General features: G+C 65.8%; 22 protein-coding genes. 4 read left to right on the top strand and 18 right to left on the bottom strand.

What is annotated here, in order from left to right:
• Nucleotides 1-18: 18 nt before the first annotated feature.
• From U1707_RS14590 to U1707_RS14550, 9 genes are all read right to left on the bottom strand, one after another.
• Entirely contained in the window at nucleotides 19-843 is an 825-nt protein-coding gene (locus U1707_RS14590; protein ID WP_332800789.1) for a transporter, read from the bottom strand.
• Between the two features lie 51 nt (nucleotides 844-894).
• Entirely contained in the window at nucleotides 895-1,665 is a 771-nt protein-coding gene (gene xth / locus U1707_RS14585) for an exodeoxyribonuclease III (protein WP_332800788.1), read from the bottom strand.
• A 7-nt stretch (nucleotides 1,666-1,672) separates the two neighbouring features.
• Entirely contained in the window at nucleotides 1,673-2,011 is a 339-nt protein-coding gene (gene erpA / locus U1707_RS14580; RefSeq protein ID WP_332800851.1) for an iron-sulfur cluster insertion protein ErpA, read from the bottom strand.
• A gap of 377 nt (nucleotides 2,012-2,388) precedes the next feature.
• Nucleotides 2,389-3,573 carry a M23 family metallopeptidase gene (locus U1707_RS14575; protein ID WP_332800787.1) on the bottom strand — a complete coding sequence of 395 codons (1,185 nt, stop codon included), beginning with the start codon at nucleotides 3,571-3,573 and terminating at the stop codon, nucleotides 2,389-2,391.
• Between the two features lie 252 nt (nucleotides 3,574-3,825).
• The gene (locus tag U1707_RS14570) at nucleotides 3,826-4,284 is read right to left on the bottom strand and encodes a peroxiredoxin (protein ID WP_332800786.1); all 459 of its coding nucleotides are present in this window, start codon (nucleotides 4,282-4,284) and stop codon (nucleotides 3,826-3,828) included.
• Nucleotides 4,274-6,883 carry a bifunctional [glutamine synthetase] adenylyltransferase/[glutamine synthetase]-adenylyl-L-tyrosine phosphorylase gene (locus U1707_RS14565; RefSeq protein ID WP_443025712.1) on the bottom strand — a complete coding sequence of 870 codons (2,610 nt, stop codon included), beginning with the start codon at nucleotides 6,881-6,883 and terminating at the stop codon, nucleotides 4,274-4,276. The genes U1707_RS14570 and U1707_RS14565 overlap by 11 nt, the downstream gene beginning before the upstream one ends.
• A 370-nt stretch (nucleotides 6,884-7,253) precedes the next feature.
• Nucleotides 7,254-7,907: a sigma-70 family RNA polymerase sigma factor gene (locus U1707_RS14560; RefSeq protein WP_332800784.1), complete on the bottom strand. Its 654-nt coding sequence runs from the start codon at nucleotides 7,905-7,907 to the stop codon at nucleotides 7,254-7,256.
• Between the two features lie 96 nt (nucleotides 7,908-8,003).
• Nucleotides 8,004-8,141 (bottom strand): hypothetical protein, encoded by a 138-nt coding sequence (locus tag U1707_RS14555; protein ID WP_332800783.1) that lies wholly within the window; start codon nucleotides 8,139-8,141, stop codon nucleotides 8,004-8,006.
• Between the two features lie 115 nt (nucleotides 8,142-8,256).
• Nucleotides 8,257-9,060: a response regulator gene (locus U1707_RS14550; protein WP_332800782.1), complete on the bottom strand. Its 804-nt coding sequence runs from the start codon at nucleotides 9,058-9,060 to the stop codon at nucleotides 8,257-8,259.
• A 273-nt stretch (nucleotides 9,061-9,333) separates the two neighbouring features.
• On the opposite strand from U1707_RS14550, the gene U1707_RS14545 reads away from it, so the two are divergent.
• The 3 genes from U1707_RS14545 to U1707_RS14535 all read left to right on the top strand — a co-directional run bounded on the left by U1707_RS14545 (nucleotide 9,334) and on the right by U1707_RS14535 (nucleotide 11,549).
• Nucleotides 9,334-9,498, top strand: a complete 165-nt coding sequence (locus U1707_RS14545) for a NepR family anti-sigma factor (RefSeq protein WP_332800781.1) — start codon at nucleotides 9,334-9,336, stop codon at nucleotides 9,496-9,498.
• 86 nt (nucleotides 9,499-9,584) lie between these two features.
• A complete protein-coding gene (locus U1707_RS14540; protein ID WP_332800850.1) occupies nucleotides 9,585-11,138 on the top strand; it encodes a sensor histidine kinase in 1,554 nt (517 codons plus the stop codon).
• 276 nt (nucleotides 11,139-11,414) lie between these two features.
• Complete coding sequence (locus U1707_RS14535) at nucleotides 11,415-11,549, top strand: entericidin A/B family lipoprotein (RefSeq protein ID WP_332800780.1); 135 nt, start codon at nucleotides 11,415-11,417, stop codon at nucleotides 11,547-11,549.
• 58 nt (nucleotides 11,550-11,607) lie between these two features.
• On the opposite strand, the gene tatC is transcribed toward U1707_RS14535, so the two are convergent.
• From tatC to U1707_RS14495, 8 genes are all read right to left on the bottom strand, one after another.
• Nucleotides 11,608-12,399, bottom strand: a complete 792-nt coding sequence (tatC, locus tag U1707_RS14530) for a twin-arginine translocase subunit TatC (RefSeq protein WP_332800779.1) — start codon at nucleotides 12,397-12,399, stop codon at nucleotides 11,608-11,610.
• A gap of 43 nt (nucleotides 12,400-12,442) precedes the next feature.
• A complete protein-coding gene (gene tatB / locus U1707_RS14525; RefSeq protein ID WP_332800778.1) occupies nucleotides 12,443-12,994 on the bottom strand; it encodes a Sec-independent protein translocase protein TatB in 552 nt (183 codons plus the stop codon).
• A 37-nt stretch (nucleotides 12,995-13,031) separates the two neighbouring features.
• A complete protein-coding gene (locus U1707_RS14520) occupies nucleotides 13,032-13,277 on the bottom strand; it encodes a Sec-independent protein translocase subunit TatA (RefSeq protein WP_056055794.1) in 246 nt (81 codons plus the stop codon).
• 35 nt (nucleotides 13,278-13,312) lie between these two features.
• Nucleotides 13,313-13,903 carry an SMC-Scp complex subunit ScpB gene (gene scpB / locus U1707_RS14515; RefSeq protein WP_332800777.1) on the bottom strand — a complete coding sequence of 197 codons (591 nt, stop codon included), beginning with the start codon at nucleotides 13,901-13,903 and terminating at the stop codon, nucleotides 13,313-13,315.
• Nucleotides 13,900-14,622 (bottom strand): segregation and condensation protein A, encoded by a 723-nt coding sequence (locus U1707_RS14510; RefSeq protein ID WP_332800776.1) that lies wholly within the window; start codon nucleotides 14,620-14,622, stop codon nucleotides 13,900-13,902. Before U1707_RS14510 ends, scpB begins: the two co-directional genes overlap by 4 nt.
• A 164-nt stretch (nucleotides 14,623-14,786) precedes the next feature.
• On the bottom strand, nucleotides 14,787-15,788 hold the full coding sequence (locus tag U1707_RS14505) for a glycoside hydrolase family 3 N-terminal domain-containing protein (RefSeq protein WP_332800775.1): 1,002 nt from the start codon (nucleotides 15,786-15,788) through the stop codon (nucleotides 14,787-14,789).
• 38 nt (nucleotides 15,789-15,826) lie between these two features.
• On the bottom strand, nucleotides 15,827-19,906 hold the full coding sequence (locus tag U1707_RS14500) for a translocation/assembly module TamB domain-containing protein (protein ID WP_332800849.1): 4,080 nt from the start codon (nucleotides 19,904-19,906) through the stop codon (nucleotides 15,827-15,829).
• Nucleotides 19,907-19,968: 62 nt separating this feature from the next.
• Nucleotides 19,969-21,969 carry an autotransporter assembly complex protein TamA gene (locus U1707_RS14495; RefSeq protein ID WP_332800774.1) on the bottom strand — a complete coding sequence of 667 codons (2,001 nt, stop codon included), beginning with the start codon at nucleotides 21,967-21,969 and terminating at the stop codon, nucleotides 19,969-19,971.
• Between the two features lie 173 nt (nucleotides 21,970-22,142).
• On the opposite strand from U1707_RS14495, the gene U1707_RS14490 reads away from it, so the two are divergent.
• On the top strand, nucleotides 22,143-22,340 hold the full coding sequence (locus U1707_RS14490; protein WP_197983112.1) for a hypothetical protein: 198 nt from the start codon (nucleotides 22,143-22,145) through the stop codon (nucleotides 22,338-22,340).
• Between the two features lie 219 nt (nucleotides 22,341-22,559).
• On the opposite strand, the gene U1707_RS14485 is transcribed toward U1707_RS14490, so the two are convergent.
• Nucleotides 22,560-23,192 carry a S24 family peptidase gene (locus tag U1707_RS14485; protein ID WP_332800773.1) on the bottom strand — a complete coding sequence of 211 codons (633 nt, stop codon included), beginning with the start codon at nucleotides 23,190-23,192 and terminating at the stop codon, nucleotides 22,560-22,562.
• Nucleotides 23,193-23,267: the final 75 nt, after the last annotated feature.

The following is a 23,267-nucleotide window of genomic DNA, read 5'->3' as shown; positions in this document are numbered from 1 at the left end:
GGGCGGCTGCGACGGGGCTCAGAACAGGACTGCGCCGCCGGTCACCAGCCGAAGATCGGGCGTATCGTGGTTCAGCCCCGCCACCGCCAGCATGTTGAGCTGCAAATTCTTGCGCGGTTCCCACGCGATCGACCCTGCGGTCGCTGTCTCCGTGTGATGTCCCATCGGATCATCGTCTCTCAACACGGATAGTTCGGCGGTCGCCGTCAGCGTCTCGGTCAGCGAATAGCCGAGCCCCAGGATGCCGCTATACGCCAGATGCCGACCGTCACCGTCGTCGTCGACCGCCGCCTCGCCTTCGCCGGTGAAGGACAGCTGCACCGCCTCGCTCACCTCGTACGTGACCGGCAGGACGATCCCCGCTCCCCAGTCGCCCGCCCCGACCGGGTCGCGACCGATCGGCAGCGTCACGAACGGTTCCGCGCCGAACGACAGCCCATCACCATCCGGATTGCGAAAGTTCTGGCGGACCCCGAGCCGGAGGTCGCCGATCCCGGTCGTCGTGTCGACCATGCCCGTCGCCTTGTCGCGCGTGCGTACGCGGCCCACCGGCGTCCACGACACCTGCACTTCGGTCATCCTCGCGACGCCGAAGCGTGCCTCGAAATCGCCGGCGAGGATCGTGTCCTCACGCTCGTCGCCGTTGTCGTCACGCTGCCAGTCGAGCGCGGACACTTCGACCTGCACATGGCCTGGCGCAGTGATGCAGGCGGACGCTCCCAGGCTGGGCCGATTTGGGCAGAACACCGGATCGTCCTGCGCCGATACGGGCACGGCACCGAATATCGCCGCCGCCGCTCCGCACACCGCCATCACGCCAAACTTGCCCCCAAACTTCAACACCGTCGCACTCCCCCGTTTCGGGAGCGTCATGCGCGGGGGCGGACAGGATTGCTAGCGCAACCGGACCCAGGTTGGTGCATGATCACTGGCCTTTTCACGGCCGCGATAGGCCTTGTCGACGCCCGCATCGATCATCCGGTCGGCCGCCTGCGGACTCAGCAGCAAATGATCGATCCTGAAACCGGCATCACGCTGCCAGGCCCCCGCCTGATAGTCCCAGAACGTCCACACGCCGCCCTTGGGAAACTGCGTGCGCAGCGCGTCGGTCCAGCCCTGTGCGACGAGCGCGCGGTAATGCTCGCGGCTTTCGGGCTGCATCAGCGCGTCGTCTTGCATCGCGCGGACAGAAAATGTGTCGTCGTCGTTGGCGATTACATTGTAATCGCCTGCAAGCACCGCAGGCTTCTCTTCGGCGAGGAGGATGCGGGCGCGGTCAGCCAGGCGATCCATCCAGCGCAGTTTATAGTCGAATTTGGGGCCAGGCTGTGGGTTGCCGTTCGGCAGATAGAGCGCGGCGACGATCAGACCATCGATCTCGGCCTCGATATAGCGGCTATGCTCGTCTTCGGGTTCGCCGTCGAGGCCGCGTTGCCGCAGCTCCGGTACCCGTCCCTTGGCTAGGATCGCGACGCCGTTCCACGCCTTCTGTCCGTGCCAGATCGCGCCGTAGCCGACCGCTTCGATGTCGGCGATCGGGAAGGTGTCCTCGCTCGACTTCAGCTCCTGGAGGCAGACGATGTCGGGCTGTTCCTCGACGAGATACTCGGTCAGCCGCGGCAACCGCGCCTTGATGCCGTTGACGTTGTACGTCACGATTTTCATGGAAGGATCAGACCGAAAAACTGGAGCCGCAGCCGCACCCGGACGCGGCATTGGGGTTCTCGACCTTGAACGCGGCGCCGGCGAGCGACTCGACGTAATCGACCGCGCACCCGCGGACGAGGTCGATGCTGACGCTGTCGACGACCAGGCGCACCCCGTCATGTTCGGCGATCACGTCGTCGGCCTCTACGGTGTCGGCAAAACCGAACTTGTACTGGAATCCCGAACAGCCGCCGCCGTCGACCGACAGGCGCAGGATCGCGGGCTTCCCCTGCTTGACGGCGATCGCCGCGACGCGCGCCGCTGCGGAGGGGGTGAGGATGATGTCGGGTGCGAGCGTTGCCATGTCCATGAGATAGGCGGTCACGCTATCCGCGGCAACCGCCCGGCGTCCCGTCACGCTGGCGACCGCGGGGATCTCATGGTGTGAGTCCGTCCTTGCCGGTCGAGGTCCTGGCGTTCGCCGGGGTGACCGGGGTGTGGAATCACCAGGGTGCAGCGTACGGGGGCGTGTGCGCTTTTAACCGCACTGCTTCCCCCCTCCCGGGAAGGGAGGGGTCGGGGGTGGGTAGGCCCGCTTTGGCCACCGCCATGAGAGCATGCGGAAGCCGACCCACCCCCAGCCCCTCCCTTTCAGGGAGGGGGGCTAAAGAAGTAAGATCGGCTGCGTGTTTCCCCGTTTGTCTCCCGCCCCGAAAAGGGAGGGCAGCATCAGGGGTCAGATCAATCCTGTGCAGCGGGGCCGGTGGTCGATACCGGAATCGTGTTCACTGAGCGATCCTGTGCCGCGAGCAGATAGTCGGCGGTCGTCAGGAACGGCACCGGGTTCACCGCATGACCATCGATCCGCACTTCGTAATGAAGATGCGAGCCCGTCGAACGCCCGGTCGATCCCATCAGCGCGATCAACTGCCCGCGGGTCACGCGCGTGTGGTCGGCGACGAGGATCTTCGAAAGGTGCCCGTACCGGGTGGCGATGCCCTTGCCATGGTTCAGTTCGACCATGTTGCCATAGCCGCCCTGGCGACCGGCGTGTGCGACGATGCCGTCGGCGGTGGCGTAGATCGGCGTGCCGACAGGGCCGGGGATATCGACGCCGGCATGCATAGCCGCGGTACCGCGGAACGGATCGGAGCGGATGCCGAAATTGCTGGTGAACGACAGCGCGTGCACGGGCTGGACCGACGGAATCGCGATCGCGCCCTGCTGCAGCGTATCGAGCTTCTTCCAGGTCTGGAACAGCGTGCGGAACTGCGCATCGGCACGAAGATCGGCCGAAGCCTCTTCACTGTTGGCGGCAATCATCGGGCCGCCCATTCCCGTTCCCGTCGACGTCGATCCCCCGCGCGAGCGCTTGGCGATCCGCTCGGGACGCAGGCCGAGCTTGCGAACGGTCGCGGCCGTGTCGGCATACCGCTTCTCGAGCAGCGCCTGCGCGACACCGGCGAGTTGGACCTGGCGTCCCTCGACCTTGACCAGCGGCTTGACGACGTCGGCGGCGAGCTTGTCAGCTGCGGGATCGATCGATGGCGTCGCGACCGCCAGTGCCTTGGCATCTCCGTTGCCGGTCAACGCGGCGGTGATCAGTGCCTGGCGCTGTTCGATGCGCCGGGCATGCGCGTCGGCGGTTTCACGGATCGTCGCGACACGCTGGCGCATCTGTCCGATCTGATGCTGCATCCGGGCAAGCTCGGTATCGGCGGCCGACGGAGCGACCACGCCGCTCGCCGTAGCCGCACCATAGCCCGAGAACCCGAGCGTCACCGCACCGATGGCGGCGATCGCTGCCTGACGCTTCCCGCCGATGCGGATACGCCGCAGCGTCGTACCGTTGTGGAAAAGGACATCGCGCGTCGCGAACAGCGCCTTCAGGCGCGTTCCGAAAGCTGCAGCGGAAATTTCGACCATTGGTCCCCGACAAAAAAATGCAGGGCCGTTCGCTTCCAAGCGAACGGCTCCGAAACTCGCTCCTGATTCGCAGCCCCTCCGCGCGTCAGACAGTTTGGTTTAGGCCGGATACAGCAGATTTCAGCAATAGCGCCCGACCGAACGCGCGGCGGAGCGCAGCAGCAGTACGGCGAGCCGATGGAACGTTGACGTCACTTCGGGGAAAACGCGCAGATTTGCGCAGGTTATTGCAAGCTCTTCAGAGCTGCCGTTTCAAAGGCTGCGCGCGGCGGCCAGCACGTCTGCGGCATGGCCTGGCACGCGGACCTTGCGCCACGCCTTCGCCAGCGTGCCGTCGGCGCCGAACAGGAAGGTCGCGCGCTCGATGCCCATATATTTGCGGCCGTACATCGCCTTCTCGACCCACACGCCGAACGCCTCGCACGCCGCGCCCTCGACATCGCTCGCCAGCTGGATACCCAGCCCATGCTTGGCGATGAACTTGGCGTGGGCGGCCGGGGTATCCTTCGAGATGCCTACGACCGCGACACCGGCATCGGCGAAGTCCGCGGCCAGCGCCGTGAAGTCCTGCGCCTCGCGCGTGCAACCGGCAGTGTCGTCCTTCGGGTAGAAATAGACGACGATCGGCGCGCCCAGGCTCGACAGTGGAACGACCGAGCCGTCCGCTACCGTGACCGACACCTCGGGGATTGGCGAACCGTCATCCATCATGCTCTCCCGTGATCTGTTTCCAGAGGTCGCGGACCTCCTGCCGCGTGGCCTCGAGCTTGGCAATCGCCGCCGGCCAGTCCGCGACGCCGATCGCGCGCGCGATCAGCGCCTGGGTCGTTACGCCCGGCTCGGCGGCATCGGGCGCGACCAGCCGCAGCGTGACCAGCAGCCGGGTCAGGACGTCGTGCGCGGCGCGCATCGTCGGCGGCATCAGGTTTGCCGCGACGAGACGGTCGATAGCCTGGCCCAGGTTCGGGTCGAAACCGGTGCGGTGGACCAGCTGGACGACATGCACCGCAAATTCGAGGTCGACGAGACCGCCCGGCAACAGCTTGGCGTCGAGCGGACCCTTGGCCGGCTTGTGGGCCGCCATCTCGGCGCGCATCGACCGCGCATCGGCGACCACGTCGCGCCGCGGCCGGTCGCCAGCCAGCACATCGCGAACGATCGTCGCCACCGCCGCGCGCGCGCTTGCCGACCCGAACACCGGTCGCGCGCGGGTCAATGCCATATGCTCCCAGGTCCAGGCCTCCTCGCGCTGGTATCGCGCGAAGCTGTCCAGCGTGACGACCAGCGGCCCCTGCCCCCCCGACGGCCGCAACCGCGTATCGATCTGGTAAAGCGGCCCTGCGGCGGTCGCCACCGACAGTGCCGCAGTCACGCGCTGCGCCAGCCGATTGTAATAGAGCGTCGCCCCCAGCGGCTTTGCGCCGTCCGACTCGGCCGAGAATTCACCGGTAAACAGATAGATCAGGTCGAGATCGGAGGCGTGGGTGAGCATCGCCCCGCCCATGCGGCCCAGCGCCAGGATGACCAGTTCGCTATCGGGCACGCGGCCGTGCACCTTGGCGAACTCGTCGATCGTCGCCTGCGCGAGCACGCCGATCGCGGCCTCCGCAACGCGCGCATACCCCGCAGCGACGTCGAGCGGATCGGACGTTCCGGCGATGATCTGCGTACCGAGCGCGAACCGCAATTCGCCGACCACCCGCCGGACGTGATCGAGCCGCGCCTGATAGTCCAAGCCCGCATCGCCCGCACGCATCATTGACTCAAGCGTCGCGACGTCGCCGACCGCTTCGAACGCACTCGCGTCGATCAAACCGTCGAGCAGATCGGGACGTCGGCCCAGATCGTCGGCAAGCGTCGGCGCATGACTCAGAATCGCCGCGAGCAAGGTCGCTAGCCCCGGTCGCGCCTCGAGTAGACGGAAAATATTGATCGCACTTGGTAATCGCTCGAGCAGCGCATCGAGCCGGAGCAGCGCGGACTGGGGTTCGGGCGCGGTAGCCAGCGCTGGCACCAGTGTCGGCAGAACAGCCTCTAGAGCCTCGCGCGCCGCGGGACTGCGCAACGCGGGATAAGCTCCGCCACGCCACGCCTCGATCCGACGACGTGCAGCCTCCGGGTCGGTGTACCCCGCCAGCGTCAGATCGGCGTCCAGCGTCACCGGATCGTGCGAAAACGCCGGCCGCACGGTGTCGTCGAGCGCGTCGTAGATCCGCCCGGTCTCTGTCACGCGTGGAAGCAGCACCGCCAACAGCTCGGCTGCGTCTTCCATCCCGTGGAGCTTGGCCACCCGGTCGAGTGCATCGCCCTTGGGCAGCGTGTGGGTCTGGCGATCGTCGATCATCTGCACGCGGTGCTCGATCGTGCGCAACAGCGTGTACCCGTCGATCAGCGCGGCGGCTTCGTCGCTGGTGATCCAGCCAGCGTGGGCGAGACGCGTCAAGGCATCGCGCGTCGCCGGTGCCCGGAGCATCGGATCGCGCCCGCCGTGGATCAGTTGGTGGATCTGCGCAAAGAACTCCGCTTCCCGGATACCACCGCGCCCGCGCTTCAGATCATAGCCCGGACCGAATGCCTGTCCTTGCGAATGATGATCGCGGATCCGCCGCGACATGCCGCGGATCTCGCCGATCGCGCCGAAATCACGCGCCCGCCGCCAGATGAAGGGGCGGATCGTTTCTAGGAACCGCGTACCCAGCCCGAGATCGCCCGCCGCCGCCCGGGCACGGATGAACGCGGCGCGCTCCCAGGGCAGCGCCTGGGCCTCATAATAGCCGATCGCGGCCTCCACGGGCAGGACGATCGGCGTGATTTCGGGAGAGGGTCGCAACCGCAAGTCGACGCGCAGGACATACCCGTCGCCGTCGCGGGCTTGCAGCAGTTCGACGACGCGCTTGCCGATCCGGATCGCGGCCTCGTCCGGCTCCTCGCGCGGACGACACGGAAGCGTGGCAGGATCGAACAGCAGGATCGGATCGATATCCGACGAGTAATTGAGTTCTCCGCTACCCTGCTTGCCCAGTGCGATCGCGGTGAAGCCACGTACTTCGGCGCCGGGGGTCCGCTCCTCGATGGCGGCACGAATAGCGGTATCGAGCGCATGATCTGCGAATTTGGTGAGCGTATTCGTGACTTCGGTCAGGTCGAATACGCCGGCCAAATCGCCGATCGCTACGGTCAAGGCCATGGCGCGACGTTCGATCCGCAGTCGCTTGGCCGTCGGCATATCCGGTTGCGCGCTCGACATCGAAACATCGAGCCGCCCGTCGAGCAGCGCGGCCGCTAGCTCCGGTTCGCGATCCAACACCATCGCCAGAAAGGGCGACCATCGCCGGGCGCGTTGGACGGCGTCGACGATACGCACCGTACGTACCGGGTCGGAAAGTGTCGCAGACATCACAGGGAGATACACATCGCACGCCGGGCATGTCACTAGATAGCAACAAAAAGCAACATCAGCCGTTGACAGCGCATGACGTACGCATTTCTCACCATCAAACGCGCAGATGACGGTCGCCAGATAGTGGATCGCCCGCGGGCGACCGATGTCATCGGTCACACGTTGCGTGATACATTCAACGAAGAGGACTCCGTCCCCTGTGAGTTCGCCCGACTACTTCGGCGGCTCGACGGGGTGCCACATCGCTTGAATTGATCTCCGGCATCGCGTGCCGCGCACGTCAACGACCGCGACTGAGTTCCTCGACATCCCCCATGATCGAATCCAGCGCCGTTTTGGTCGTGTCGGTCTCGTGATCGCGTCGTGATGGCAACGAGCCATCGTTGAGTATCGTCTCCAACGCCACGCGACCCCGCGCGACCCGGCTCTTGATCGTCCCGACCGCAACGCCGCAGATCTCAGCAGCTTCCTCATAAGCAAACCCGCCGGCACCCACCAGAATCAGCGCCTCGCGCTGAGGCTGCGGCAGATGCATCAGCGCTCGTTGCATATCGCCGAGTTCGACGTGACGATCCTGGCTGGCCGGAGCAGCGAGGATGCGATCTGCCACGAGATCGTCCCACTCACCCTTGAAGCGAGCCCGACGCATCTGCGACAGATATAGATTGCGGAGAATGATGAACGTCCAGGCCCGCATGTTCGTACCGGCCTGAAACCGCAGACGCGCCGCCCAAGCCTTGAGCAGCGTCTCCTGCACGAGGTCATCGGCCAAGTCGCGACTTCCGGACAGCGACCGACCGAAAGCCCGCAGATGCGGGATGACCTGCGCAAGCTGGACCTTGAACTCCGCATCCGACAACGAGACATGCTCAACCGGCACGACGACTTCATCGATATCGTCGTCGACATCGGTGCGTGGAACAGGTTGAGTCATGGTAATCCGATCAATCCCGATGGAACGATGCCGTCGACACGTGGCAAGTATAAGGGCGCGCATCGGGCATTGCCATCGATACGCATCCCACAAAAATTAGCGAAGGATCAGGAAACCGAAAATGGCAATGACCAGCACCAGCGACACGGCCAAAATGTAGCGCGTCATATGAGGGGTCGCACCGGCGCGCGCGTCATCGGTTTCCACGTGAATACGGTCGTTCGGGTCAGCCATGTCGTCTTCAACCCCCGGAAACAGTTTAGGGTCCGCAGCCATAACGGACACGGACCCAATGTGGATGATAAATGCGCCGCATTCAAGGCGTTGCCCGCCCCGAAACTCGGCAGATTTAGTTCACCGGAACAGTGGCCTGATCGAAGAACAGCGCCTGACTGATTGCCGCCTTGACCGTTGACCGCTGGAACGGCTTGGTGATCAGGAACGTCGGTTCAGGCCGCTCGCCGGTCAGAAGCCGCTCCGGGAAAGCGGTAATGAAGATCACCGGCACTTCGAATTCGGCCAGAATGTCCTTTACCGCATCGATCCCGGAGCTGTCGTCCGCCAGCTGAATGTCCGCAAGCACGAGCCCAGGCCGCATTTCCATTGCCAAGGCCACCGCCTCGTCGCGCGTAACCGCAACACCGGTCACGTCATGGCCGAGGTCGCGAACGATCGTCTCGATATCCATCGCGATGATGGGTTCATCTTCGATGATCAGAACCTTGGCACGCGTCTGGTTCTCGATCTCGGACAGGGCTTCTGCAACGAGATCGTCGACCTCGCTCGGCTCGACCTCGATCAGATACGCCGCATCCTCGGGTGTGAAGCCCTCCATCGCGGTCAACAGCAAAGCCTGCCGCGACAAGGGCGTCATGCGCGCCAGACGTGCGCGCGCGACAGCCTCATGGCCTTGCGTGTCGCCCAAGCTCTCATCGGCGACCTCATCGAAATTCGCCGAATTCCAGATCGCCTGGAACATCCGGTACAGCCCGAGACGCGGGTCTACATCGCGCGGAAACTCCTCGGGGGCGGCGACGATAGCCTCGAGCGTGGCGCGGACATACTTGTCCCCATGCATCTGGCTGCCGGTGAGCGCCCGGCCATAGCGCCGCAAAAAGGGAAGGTGCGGTGCGAGTTGCTGTCCAAGCGACATGGGTAACAAATACTCCCTGATCCTATGCGGCCCCCCATGTGTCGGGCGGCTCGCAGCATTACAATGGCGTCGGTCGAAAATGGTCCCGATCCATCAGGCAATCATACTAACATATGACAGCGTTGTACGGAGACCGCGAAATTTCGCTTCTCCGTGGAACTATCGAGATGCTATTTGGTTTCACGAGCAGCTTTTTGTGAGTGGGCGACCCGCGTCAGGTCTCGCGCAATTTTTGCAACCACGTCATCGGTATGCGTCGTGCAGGGGGAAGTTTTGAGTTTGGGCCATGACACGGAGAAGACCTCGCCTGCCAAGACCCCGAAGATGATTCCGAACAAGGATCAACAAATGGGGTCGGCGTTGCGCTCGGTCTACCAGAAGACCGTCGATGAAGCCGTTCCGGACGATTTGCTCGACCTTCTCGGCAAGCTAGACTGATCGCGGGCCGAATGGCCTTGCCAGAGTTTTTAGCAGACGATCAGCCGGCACCGATCGGCCTCGACGAGCATCGCTTGCTAGCGACTATGCGGCGCTTGCCGACTGGCGCGAAGCTTTTTCTCATTCTGAGCGCAGCGCTGTTGCCGCTGGCGCTGATCGCGGTTTTCGCGACGTTGCAAACCACCCGCCTGACCGACGCGGAGTCCCGTGCACGATTGCGCGTTACCGCCAACGAGAGCGCGCGAGCGATCGCGATCGAGCTGGTGGGTGACATGACGGCGTTGCGGGTCGCCGTGAATGCACTGGGGAACGATCCGGCCGATGCGCCCAGTTGCGCCAGAGCGCAGGGGGTGTTCGCGCAACAGTCGTCGGCCGGTACGCGGTTTATCATCACGGATCGCGCTGGTCGCGTATTGTGCGGCGCGGCGTTGCCCAATCCGGTAACGTTGCGCCGCGACGATATGCCAATTTCAGCCGCGATCGTGCCGGATACCGGCCTGTTGTTGGCGATTTCCGGTCCCAGCCGCGGCCCCCGCGGCGGAACATCGGCCCGCGCCTATTTTCCGCGCGCATTTCTAGAGAAGATCGCCACGCCATCGACGCGAACTTCCGCGGTCAGCAGTGCGATCGTCCTCGACGAAGAGGCATTGCACCTCGAAACCATTCCGGACGAACGGCCGCTGGATCGCATGGAGACGACCCGTACGGACTTGGGAGTGGCAGGCCTTGCTCTGCGTACCAGCGTTCGCAGTGCACCGGTGACATCGTCGTTGATCGTCGCCATGCTGCTACCGCTGCTGATGTGGCTGGCCGCCGCCAGTATCGCCTGGTTCGTGGTCGACCGCTTGCTGATCCGGCCATTGCAGCGACTGCGCGGGGCTGTGGCCGCATTCACGCCAGGAGAGGAACTGGATTTCGGCGTCGTCAGCACGCTGCCGGCGCAGGAGATCCGCGAACTTGGCGAGACCTTCCAATCTATCAGCCGCACGGTCGCCTTGCATGAGGCGGGACTTGCCGAGGGTCTGGTGCGCCAGACCAAGCTGACCCGCGAGGTGCACCACCGGGTAAAGAATAATCTTCAGGTGATCTCCAGCCTGATCAATTTCCATGCGCGTAGCGCGCCCAGTGCCGATGCGACCGCTGCCTATTCCTCGATCCAGCGCCGGGTCGATGCGCTGGCCGTGGTCCACCGCAATCACTTTGCCGAACTCGAAGAAAATCGCGGGCTTAACCTGCGCACGATGATCGGCGAACTGTCGGCCAATATCCGCGCGACCGCGTCCGATCGTTCGCACGGGCTTGGCATTACGCTCGATATCGACCCGTATCTGGTCAACCAGGACGTTGCCGTGGCGATCGCCTTCCTAGTCACCGAGATGATCGAGCTGGCGATAAGTTGCGATCCGGTCGCGCAAATCCGGATTGTCGTGAAATCCGCCGAGAAGATCGCGGACAAGCCCGACCGAGCGTTGCTCAGAGTCGTATCGCGCGCGCTGGTCGAGAGCGACGCGCTGCGCGAGTCCGTGTCCCGCTACGGCCGCGTCATGGAAGGGCTCTCACGCCAGTTGCGCTCACCGCTCCACCACGATCCGTTGGTCGGCGCTTACGAGATCGCGTTTGCGATTACCGGACGCGATTGAGCATGCCGCTTTTTTCCGTTGCGGACGAGAAAATCGGAAAAGACCGGAACCGAGTGGGGTGATGGCCGTTTGATCTTTCGGATAGCGAATTTATGCCCCCCCCGCTCTCGCTATCCCCAACACAGGCCCGACGGCGTCACCCTCCCCCCCTTGGTGACGCGGTCGGGCTTTTATTTGTCCGAAATCGTTGGGTGGTGAATCGTCGTCGCCGGAACGAAATCTCGGCTCGGACATTCCCTTCTCGGTGGCATTCAAGCCCTTCTAGGAGGAAGTATCATGCGTAAGTTGGTCGGAATGGCGGTTGTTGTCAGCGCTTTGATGGTATCGGCGTGCAACACGGTCGAGGGCGCAGGCAAGGACGTGTCGTCGGCGGGCAAGACCGTCGCCAAGACTGCGAACGGCGCCAAGTAAGCCTTTACGCATACCGCTAAACGGGACTCGGTGCATCTGCACCGGGTCCCGTTTCGTATCAGCGCTCGACGATCTCGGTGTTCGCGTCAGTGTCTTCGCCCGTCGCCTTGGCCTTGGCCCGGCTACGCTCGGTGAACCATATCCCGACCAGTGCCAATTCGTAGAGAATGACCAGCGGGATCGCGAGCAGCAGCTGGGACCCGATGTCCGGCGGCGTCAGGACCGCGGCAATCGCGAACGCCGCGACGATGGCATAACGCCTCGCGCCGATCAGCTGTTTCCGCGTGACGATCCCTGCACGCTCCAACAGCATCAGCAGGACGGGCAGCAGGAACGAGATACCAAAGCCGAACAGGAACTGCATCGTGAACGACAGGTAATTGCCGATCGCGGGAAGCGCCTCGCGGTGGATGCCGCCGACCATGCCGTCGAACCCGAGCAGAAAATGAAGCGCCATCGGAATCGCGATATAGTACGCCATCGACGCGCCGGTCAGGAACAGCACCGGCGTCGCGAGGATGAACGGCAGGAGCGCGCGCTTCTCCTTCTTGTACAAGCCCGGTGCGACGAACTGCCACAGCTGGTTCGCGATCACCGGGAACGACAGCATCATGGCGGCGAAGAACGCCACCTTGATCTGTACGAAGAACGCCTCGAAAATCTCGGTATAGATGACCTTGTTCTGACCGGCCGCGAGCAACGGATGAACAAGAAAGCCGAAAATGTCCTCGGCGAAATACATCGCGACGGCGAACGTCACGATCAGTGCGGCGATGCAATAGAGCAACCGGCGGCGCAACTCGATCAGATGGTCGAGCAAAGGTGCCCGGCTAGCGTCGATCTCGCTCATGTCTGTCTTTCAGCGGCCCGGGGGGCGCGGAGATTGGATCCGGTCACGACGGCGCGACATCGGACTTGCCGGTCTTGTCGTCTACCGGCTTGAGTGCCGGATTCGGGGTCGCGGACTGCGTATCGAACAGGTCCGGCGCACGATCCGGCAACGGCGCAGCCACCACAGGCCGGTTGCCGTGAGCCTCATCGAGCCCCCCATCAACAGACGCAGCGGGAGCAACGACCGGCTTCTCGACCATTACCGGCTCGTTCGTGTGATCGTCGGCGTTGTCGATCGAGCGATAATCGCGACGGTGTTCTTCCGTCTCTGGGGAATGCACGACCTGTGCGTCATCCGCTGTGGCGTCCGTCGGCGATTGCGGATGTTCACGCATGATACGCTCGTTTTCCGACGCCCAGCGCTTTTCCATCTCTTCGAGTTCGGCCTCACGGACCATCGAATCGAAACCCGAGCGGAACTGACGCGCAACGCCGCGTGCCTTGCCGACCCAATAGCCGACCACGCGCATCGCCTTGGGCAGGTCCTTGGGGCCGATCACCACGAGCGCGACAAAGGCCACGAGCAGGAACTCGGAGGGCGCGATATCGAACATTCAGCCGCGCCTATCTAGCAACGTCACCTGCCCGCCTTCAGGCGGGACGGTCGTCGCGGACGCGATTGCCGTCGCGATCGAACGCGGGATCGGCCGTCTTCTGCGCTTCGATCCGTGCCGACGGCTTGGCCGGCGTCTCGTCGTCGTTCTCGGACATGCCCTTCTTGAAGTTCTTCACACCCTTGGCGACGTCGCCCATCAGGTTCGAGAATCGGCCACCGCCGAGAAGCAGGATCGCGACGACCGCGAGGACTAGCAAGTGAATCGGGCTGAAACCGCCCATGGCAATTCTCCTGGAAACTAAGCTCTATCTAAGCCTCATCCCGCCTCATTGCCAGCTCTCTCGCCATCCTCGTCACCGACCAGGCGATCGAACCCCAGATCGACCGGATCGAGCAGTCCCGCAGCGCGCAGATCGTCGAGTCCAGGCAGGTCGCGCCGACTCTGCAACCCGAAATGGACGAGGAATTCGGGCGTGGTCGCGAACGTCAGCGGTCGCCCCGGCACCTCCCGCCGGCCAGCCGGACGCACCCAGCCCGCCTCCATCAGCACGTCGAGCGTCCCCTTGGAGATCTGCACGCCGCGAATCGCCTCGATCTCCGCACGCGTGACCGGTTCGTGATAAGCGATGATCGCCAGCGTCTCGATTCCTGCGCGGCTAAGCCTGCGCGGCTCTTCGCGGTTGCGGCGAAGCATATGCGCCATATCGGCCGCGGTCTGGAACTGCCAGCGCTCGCCGCGCCGGACGACGTCGATCCCTCGCCCGGCATAGTCTGCGCTCAACGTTTCGAGCGCTCCCTTCACGTCGCCCGCGCCGACATGGGCGCGGATCGCCTCCACCGTCAGCGGCACCTCCGCCGCGAACAGCACCGCCTCGACGGCCCGCGTGAAATCGTCGGGCGGCGTCATGCGCTCGCTTTCACATACAGCGGCGCGAACGGCGACGCCTGACGCAGTTCGATCTTTCCCTGCCGCGCGAGCTCGAGCGCCGCGACGAAACTCGACGCCAGCGCCGATCGCCGCAACAGCTCGCTGCCTTCAGGCAGGAAGCTCTCGATCACGCTCCAGTCGATCCGCTCGCCGATGAGCATTGATACCCGCTCCAGTGCCGTCTCCAGCGTCATCACCGCGCGGTCGGCAACGACATGCATCACGGGTCTCGTCCGCGCGGATATCCGACCATAGGCGGCGATCAGGTCGAATATCGCGGCTTGCCATGCCGCCTTGCGCACTGTCCGCAATCCTTCCGGCGCGCCGCGAAGGAACACGTCGCGCCCGGTCCGATCGCGCGCCATCAGCCGCGCACCCGCCTCACGCATCGCGCTCAACCGCTCGAGCCGCCGTTGCAGCCGGAACGCAAGTTCCTCCGGATCGGGCTCGGCGAGCGGATCACGCGGCAACAGCAACGCCGACTTTAGATACGCCAACCACGCCGCCATCACGAGATAGTCCGCGGCCAGTTCGAGCTTCAGCGCGCGCGCGGAGTCGATGTACGCGAGATACTGCTCGACCAGCGCCAGGATCGAGATTTTCCGCAGATCGACCTTTTGCCCACGGGCGAGCGATAGCAGCAGATCGAGCGGCCCTTCCCATCCGTCGAGGTCAAGGGTCAGTTGCGCGTCGTCCATCGCCGAACGCTACAGCGCACGCCGTCTCGCATCCACCCTTCACGTTGACGGTGCGACAAGCTCAGCAGCTACTCAGGACGAACGCGAGTATACTCTGCAACCAGGCCCCCCGGCGAAGGCCGGGGAGGTACGCTAAGGAAACGCGCTACCGGTACCGATCCCGATCAGGCACGCGCCAAGAGCGCATCCCGCGTTGCGATCAGTGCCGCAAAATCACCCTTTCCCGCCCCAACCGACGCCATCGCCCGATCGAGCCTCGCGCGCGACGCTGCCAAGATTTCCCCCAGCCGCCCAGCGATCTCGACCATCTCGTCCATGCGTGCCCAGCAGTCGAGCACCAGGTCGCAGCCCGCGGCGATCGCGCCGGCCGCCTTGTCACCTGCGGTGCCGGACAGCGCCTTCATGTCGATGTCGTCGGTCATCAGCAGGCCGTCGAAGCCGATCCGTCGACGGATGATTTCATCGATCACGATCGGCGACAGCGTCGCGGGGCGGTCGGCGTCCCAAGCCTCGAATACGATGTGCGACGTCATGCCCATCGGCGCCTGGTTGAGCGTGCGGAAGGGTTCGAGGTCGATCTCGAGCTCGGCGTCGGTCGCAGTCACCGTCGGGAGGTGGTGGTGCGTATCGACCTTCGCGCGGCCGTGCCCCGGCATGTGCTTGACGACACCGACCACGCCGCCTTCAGCCAGCCCCTCCAGCGTCGCGCGGCCTACAGCCGCCACGCGCATGGGGTCGGCGCCGAACGTGCGGGAAGCGACCGCGTCCGTGGTATCGGGCTGTGACACGTCGAGCAGCGGCAGGCAGTCGACGGTAATGCCGACCTCGCTCAGCATCACGCCGAGCGCCTGCGCATTGGCGCGCGCCGCCTGGATCGCGGTCATCGGTGCGCGCTCATACGCCGCGTCGAACACCGGACCTGCAGGAAATGCAGGCCATTCGGGCGGGCCCATCCTGGCGACGCGACCGCCCTCCTGGTCGATCAGGATCGCGAGGTCGTCGCGTCCCGCAAGGGCGCGGAGCGAATCCGTCAGCGCGCGCACTTGCGTGCGGTCGACGATGTTGCGTTTGAACAGGATGTAGCCGGCAGGCTCGCACACGGCGAAGAACGCGCGTTCGGCGGGAGTGAGGACGGGGCCGGAAAGGCCGAAAATAACGGGCTTCATGTTTCGCCTTTATCCCAGCACTGCGGAAGGATCATCCTTCAATAATCCTTCGACACGCGGACGTTGGCGCTCTGGCGGCCTAGCGTGGAGATGCTCGACAGCAGCGACAGCCAACGCGTGACCTGGAACTCGACCTGCGTCGCCGAATAGCCCTGCCCGTCGGTGACGATCTCCGCATAGAGCCGCCGCGTGACGTATTTGCCCGCGGCGATCGACGTCCCCTGCCCCGTCTGCGGATCAGCGGGGAGGATGCGCAGGCGATCGAGCCCGGCCGCGCGGCGCACCGCGTTGATCGGGTTGAGCCCGCTGCCGCCGCCCTGCAACGCCGCGACTGCCGCCGCCAGTTGCAACGCTTCGGGTGCGGACAGATTGGTGATCGACGTCCCGAACAGCAGCCGCGACAGCAACTCGTCCTCGGGCAGTGCGGGCGTGCTGGTAAAGCCGATCTCGGGTTTTAGCGCATAGCCGGTGACGCGGATCGAGGCACTGAGCCCGGTCGAATCGGCATTCGCCTCGATATCGAGCGCAGGGTTGGCTGGCACGCCGCCGTCGAAGCGGATGACGCCGCGCGCGAGTTCGAACTGGCGGCCTGCAAATTCATAGTCGCCGCGGATCAGCGTCGCGCGGCCGGTGATCGCCGGGTTCTCGGGCTGGCCGGCAATCTGCAGGTTGGCGGACCATTCGCTGGTGAGGCCGAGACCGCTGACCATGACCTGGTTCGGCGCGCGTGCCTTGATCGCCAACGTCCAGGGCTTGGTCTGCTTGACCACTTCCTCGCCGCCGTCGGGGAGGTTGATTTCGCGGATGTTGAGTTGGGGGACGGCGCTGGCAGCGGTGGCCTGGCCGAGGCGGTAGCGGCTCTTGTCGAGCACGACGTCGCCCGCGATCGTGCCGCCCGAGCCGTTCGACTTGAACGTCAGCGGCCCGGACACCGTCGCGCCGATATCGTCGCGGTTGATCATCACCGCCTTGGCCGCCTGCAAGGTGAGGTCGAGGCCGACACCGTTGGCGGCGGCGAATTCGAACTGGCCGGAACCCGTGACGCGCCCGCCCTTGCCCGCATCCGCACCGAACCGGTCGATCACGAGCCGCGAGCCGCCGAACCGGCCGGTCGCCTGGACGTTGGTCAGGACCGTGCCGGTGGTCGCGCTCTCGATCCGCGCACCGTTCGCCTGGACGACGCCGCGCAAGGTCGGCCTGGCGAGCGTGCCGACGACGTCCGCGCCGATCGCGACAGGGCCCGACAGGTCGAACAGCTCGACCGGGGTCAACCGCCAGAGCGTGTCGGCGGGGCCACTATAGCGCAGCTGCCCGAACAGCCGGGCGTTGACGATCCGGCTGGTGAAATCCCCCTGCCCGAGCGGCGCGAGCTGCGCCTGGGCGCGACCGATCGTCTTGCCACCCGACGCGATGACCGCGCGCAGGCCGAGCTTGTCGGGCGACAATACCGCCGCGACGCCGACGTCGATCGGACGCGACGACAGGACCAGCCCGGCGCGCGAGAGACCGCGGATCGTGAGGTCGGCCTTGCCCGTCGGCGCCGCGCCGTTCGATGTCGCGACGTTGAAACGCCCCGACGCCGAACCGCTGAGGCCGAGGCCGGGATAGCCGATATCGAGCAAGGCGAGCGGCATCCGCGTCAGGCTGGCGTCGATCGCAGTGGTGGTCGCGGTGAAGAGCCCGCCGACTTCGGCCTCGCCGCCGCCGAAACTGAGCTTGGTCCGCGCGAGATGCCAGCCATCCTCGGCATGCGTGACGACCGCAGGGGTGAGCAGCCTCAACGGGCGACCGTCGAGCGTGCCCTGCGCCGAGATGGCGTAGCGGTCGGCAGTGACCTGCGTGACGCTCTGAATGTCGAACGCACGACCGCGCGACCCGGCGATCGCCGCCTTGATCGTGCCGACGCCGCCGCGCAGCGATGCGGAACCGTTGAACCGCGCGAGGCTGAGCGCACCGCGGCGCAGCCCGAGACCCGTCGCGGTCGCCTCGATCGACGTGCCGGCGGGATCGAGCAAGGTGACGAAATCGAGCTTGCCCTGGCGGAGCGCGACGCTGTCGACCGTCGCGCCCTTGGCGGCAAGATGGCCCTCGATGCGCTGAATCTTGCCGACCGGGCGGAACAGGAGTTCGCCCGAGATACCGCCGCCCGCGACCGCCAGTGCGCCGTTGAAGCCGCCATCCACGACCGCGATATTGCCGCTCGCCCGCGTTCCCGCGACGTTCAACGCAGCGATCGCGACGGTCGCGCCGGCGCCGGGCGGCAACAGGATCGCGCCGTTGGTGGTGAACGGCCCGAGCCGCGAGCCGCCTGCCGCGGTGAACGCGAACCCCTGCGGCGTCGGATCGAGATGCGCGCGTACGTTCGACAGGCCGAGCGTTGCATTGGGGCTGGCGAAGACGAGATCGAGCGTCGGCTTTTCGATCCGGCCATCGAGTTTGAGCGTCAGCGGGCCATAGGTCTGCTGACGCCCGCCGCCCTCGAAATGAAACGAGCCGTCACGCCGGCGATAGCCGTTGCCGGTCAGCCGGATCTGCGGCGCGGTGAGCACGAGATTGGTAAAATGCAGCACGCCGTCGGTGGTGCGTTCGAGGTTGGCGGTGACCCGCGGCAATCCCCCTGCGAGGCTGCGGAAGAACGCGTTGTCGAGCCGCACCATCTGCGCACTGCCCTGCCCGATCACGCGCGTGCCCTTGCGGTTCGGGCCGGGGACCACGCGTAGCGTGGACTTCACGTCGACGATGCCGAGGCCGGGGATCAGGTAGCGACCGAGCCCGCCGTTGATGTCGACCTCGAACTGGCCGTTGCGGAGATCGACGACGAGGTTGATGCTGCCGGTGAGCTTGTCGGACCGAAGCCGAAGGGCGTCGCCGGTGAGCAGCGTCGGCGTCACGCGGAGTTGGCCGTCGACCGACAGGTTGCGCAGGATGCCGCCGGCCACGGTGCCGACCCCGGTCACGCGCGCCGCGGTAAAGCGGATCGGGACGGTGACGGGCGCAGCGGACAGGCGCCCCCTGCCGGCGGCGTGGGCGTTCTCGAACCCGGTCTGATCGAAGGCGAAGCGGCTGGCGTCGAGGCGGTAGTCGAACGCGGCGGTGGCGAACGGGCCGTCGAGGATCGCCCGCAATTCGACCATGTTGCCGGTCATGTTGTCGAACAACGCGGGCGGGCGAAGCAGCCGCGCCTTGATCCGCACGTCGCGGTACGCGTTCGCGCCGAGATCGACGATGCCGGTCGTATCGATCGCCAGCGCCGGCGTGCGCAGCGAGAGCTGGCCGTCGAGGCGTCGGTCGGCGAACATCGCGCTACCGTTGACGAGCACGCGCGGCGCGGTCAGCCGTTGCAGCCGCCCTTTCAGCAGCGACGACGGCGCGAGCGTGCCCGACAACGTGTAGCGCCCCGCGACCTGCACCAGCGCCAGATCGACGACGCGCGTCGTGCCGATCATGCCGTTCGCGCGGCCGTTCCATTTCGCCCAGCTGCCGTCGCCGGTGACCGCGAGCGAAACCGGAGCCTTCGCCCGGACCATCCGCGCGAGCACGCCATTCGCCGCCCCCTTCGCAGCAACGTGGATGTCGAAGCGGTCGCGCGCAGGCTCGGCATCGATGCGCAGCTTCAGGTCGTCGCTACCGGCAATGCGGGCCTTCAGGTCGACCAGCGCGCGGCCCGAGCGAATGTCGGCGCGTCCGTCGAGCGTGCCGATCCGCTGCGTCCCCAGCACACGCTTCGCCAGCGTCAGCCGCCCGACCGACAGCTTACCGATATGAATGTCGAAGTCGGGCAGGATCGGCCCGCGGGTCTTGGGCGGACGGGTGCGCGGCGTATGCGTCAGGATCGCGCGATCGACGATCAGCCGGTTGATTTCCAGCCGGTTGGAAAACCAGTCGAACGGCGACCAGTCGAGCGTCACGTTCGGCGCCTGGAAGACCAGCCCCTCCAGATCGTACACGCGCAGGTCGACCAGACGGGTATCGCCGTACAGCGACCCTTCGATCCGCCCGACGGTGAAGCGTAGCCCGTTGGCGGTCTTGATCGCGGCGATGCGGTCCGCGACGAAGCGGTGGCCGATCCCCGTGTCGACGATCAGCAACGCGGTACCGATGATCACAAGCAGCGCCATGACCGCGCTGGTAATCCAGCGCCACCAAGCGATCCGGCGCTTTGGCAGAGCGGCTTCCTCGCTCAAAATGCCTGTCCCAGCGAAACATACACCGCCACGCGGCTGTCACCCGGCTGCGGGTTGATCGGCGTGCCGACGTCGAGACGGATCGGGCCGAAGTTCGAATAATAGCGCACGCCGATCCCGGTGCCGTATTGCAGCCCGGTGAATTTCGGCAGCGGCGAGGTGTAGATGTTGCCCGCGTCGAGGAACGGCACGATGCCGAAATTGCCGAATGCCTTCACCCGCGCCTCGATCGAGAATTCGGTGAGGCTGCGGCCGCCGATCGGATCGTTGTTGGGATCGCGCGGCCCGATCGACTGATAGCCATAGCCGCGCACCGACGCGCCGCCGCCGGCGTAGAAGCGCCGCGACGGTGCGACCTGGTCGCGCGGCGCGCCGACGATCGTACCGAGCCGGGTCCGTGCCGCAAGCACCACCCGGTCGCCGAACGGCTGGTACACGCTGCCGTCGAACTGGGTCCGGGCATAGCCGAACACCGAATTCTGCAGCGACACCTCGGGGCTGAGGCGCGCGCCGAGCCGGAACCCCCTGGTCGGGTTCAGCAGATCGTCCGAACCGTCGTAATTGAGCGTGGTCGGCAGCGCGCCGATGAAGAACGTCCGCCGCCGCGGCGCGCCGGTGGAGACGATCACGTCGCGCTCGTCGGACGCCAGCAGTTCGGCACCGACCGACCATGTCCACGTCTTCTGGAAGAAGATGTTGGTCTGCCGCTCCAGGCTGCCCGCAAGCGTGAACGTCTTCGCGTCGTAGGCATCGCGGTTGGTATGCACGCCCGAAGCCTGGAACGTCAGCACCCGGTCGCGCGCCTCGAAATTGTTGCGCCGGAACACGATCGAGCCGAGCTGTTCCTGCGTTCCCAGCACGCCGCGGACCGTCAGCGCGCCCTCCGGCGGGAACAGGTTGCGGTGCGTCCAGCTGAGTTCCGCGCGCGCACCCTCGCCGGTGCCATAGCCGAGTTCGCCCGCGACGGTGCGCGGCGGCGCCGGATCGAGCTTCACCGCGACGTCGACGGTATCGGGCGTCGTGCCCTGCACCGTTTTCAGATCGACCGCGGACACGAGGCTGGTCTGGATCAGCGCGCGCCGCAGATCGTCGAGCTTGGCCGCGTCATACGGGTCGCCGGGGGAAAAGCGCGCGATGTCGCCGACATGGTCCGCGCCGAACACGCGGTTGCCGGGCAATGCGACGATGTTGCCGAACTTGCGCACGCCGCCGGGCCGCACCGACAGGTCGAGCGTCGCGGTGCGGGTCGCATGATCGACGACGATCGCGGGATCGCCGACCTTGGCGAACGGAAAGCCTTCGCGACCGATCTGCGTCGTCAGCTTGGCTTGCCCCGCGACGATCGCATCCGAATTGACCGGATCCTCGGGCTTCACGCCGAACGCGGTCGTCAGCCCCGGCGCCTTGTCACCTGCCGCAGCGATGCCGTCGATCGTCACGCCCTTGAACCGGTAGAGCGTACCGGGCGTGACCGACAGCACGACCATCGGCTTTGCGCCGGGCTCGACACGGGTGGCGACGCTGGCGTCGTAATAGCCCTGGGCACGCAGCAGGCTGTCGAGCAGGTCGGCATCCTCGCGAGCGCGCCGATCGAGCTGCGCGGCATTGGCCGGTTGCCCGTCGTTCGCATCGAGCGTCGAGAGTTGCGCGAAGCGTTGCCGCAACAGCGTCGTATCGATCGCATCGATCCCCTCGATCCGCCATGCATAGCGGGTCTCGGCATTGGCATCGACCGCGGCGACCGTAGCGGCGGGGTCGATCGGCGAATTCGCGAGATCGGGCCACGCGACGCCGATTTCGGGCAGCGCGGCGAGCGGTGAATTGGGGTCGAGTGACATCGGCGTATCCGCGGTCGGCGGGGCGGGTGTCTGAGCAGGTGCGGGCGCTGGTACGGTTTGCGCATGCGCCGACAATACGCCGGCACCGGAAACCGCCCCCGCTGTCGTCAGAACGAAAAAGGCGGCGGCCGGCCCGGCTCGCCCGACGCGGAACACCATGTCAGGCTCCTAGCCGGGCTTGTCGTTGCGGAACAGTATGTAACGCCGCATTTCCGCCACGTTTCGTCCGGGCGGGGGATCGCGCCCGTTTGGGCGTCGGAACGCGGGACGTCCGGCGGGCAGGCGAACGCGCACAACTGGCATCCGGGCGCGGCGCGTGGCAGGACGGGGCGATGACCGACCCGACTTCCCGCGACACCCTCCCCCCCCACAAGGACCCCAGCGCCGCGGGCGGGTTCCTCGTGGCGCTCGGCATGCTGGGCGGGGCAGGCGTCGGCTTTGCGATCGGGCAGGCAACACCGGGGTTTCTGGTCGGGACCGGGGTGGGCGTACTGGCAGCGGTGCTGGTGTGGTTGCGGGACCGGCGGTAGGGTTCGACAACCATCGAGCAGTCATTCCCGCGCAGGCGGGAACCCGTACGGGCAAACCTCGCGATCTATTCGATAACCCTTGAGCATATGGGTCCCCGCCTCCGCGGGGATGACGACGAAATATGGAATCTGGTGCAGGAGCACCGAGCGCGACCGGCCTGGGTCAGATTTGGTTGGGTCAGGCGGACTTGGGTCCGAGTTAATTACGTGGCACTTCCCTCAACGCGGCTCGCGCATCTGCCACACCACGCGACCGATCACCGCGATCGGCCCTTCCGGTAGCGGACCGGCCGCCGGATTGTCGCTCGTCGCCACCAGCGCTCCGCTGACTAGCGTAACCCGCTTCACCATCACCGCATCGTCGATCCGGATCACGTACACGCCGCCCTTGGCTCGCGGCGTGCGGTCGGCTGTGTCGACGACGATGTGATCGCCGTCGAACAGCCCCGGCTCCATTGAGCTCCCGCGGACGCGAATGATCGCGGCCTGCCCGTCCTTCAGGCCCAACCGGCGCGCCAGGCCCGGATCGAGCGTGTCGGTGCCGAGCGCGATCTCGCCATCGACCAGCGCGCCGGGGCCCGCCGATGCCGCGACGTCGAGTTTCGGCACCCGGAACCCAGCGGCCCGATCGGCGGGCGCGCCCAGCGTCACTTCGCTCACCCCGAGATATTCCGACAATAGCCGCCGGTCGCGCTCGGCCAGCGATCGCGGCGAGCCACGGCGGACATATTGCTGGAGATAGGCGGGATTGCGCCCGAGCATCGCCGACAGGGCCGCCAGACTGTCGCCGCGTTCGGCGGCCAGCGTCGCCAGCGCACGCCTTGGATCGGGATCGGATGCAGTTCGAGACACCCTCGGACCGTAGCGTAGGAAATTTCCTAGACAAGTAGGATTTGGGAGAACAGATCAAGAACATCATGCAAGGAC

Origin of the sequence: Sphingomonas sandaracina (genome assembly GCF_036663695.1) — a bacterium.
In the GTDB taxonomy this organism is placed as follows: Bacteria; Pseudomonadota; Alphaproteobacteria; order Sphingomonadales; family Sphingomonadaceae; genus Sphingomonas.
Note: the sequence above shows the minus strand (reverse complement) of the source record. Positions and strands in the feature narration are given on the sequence as shown.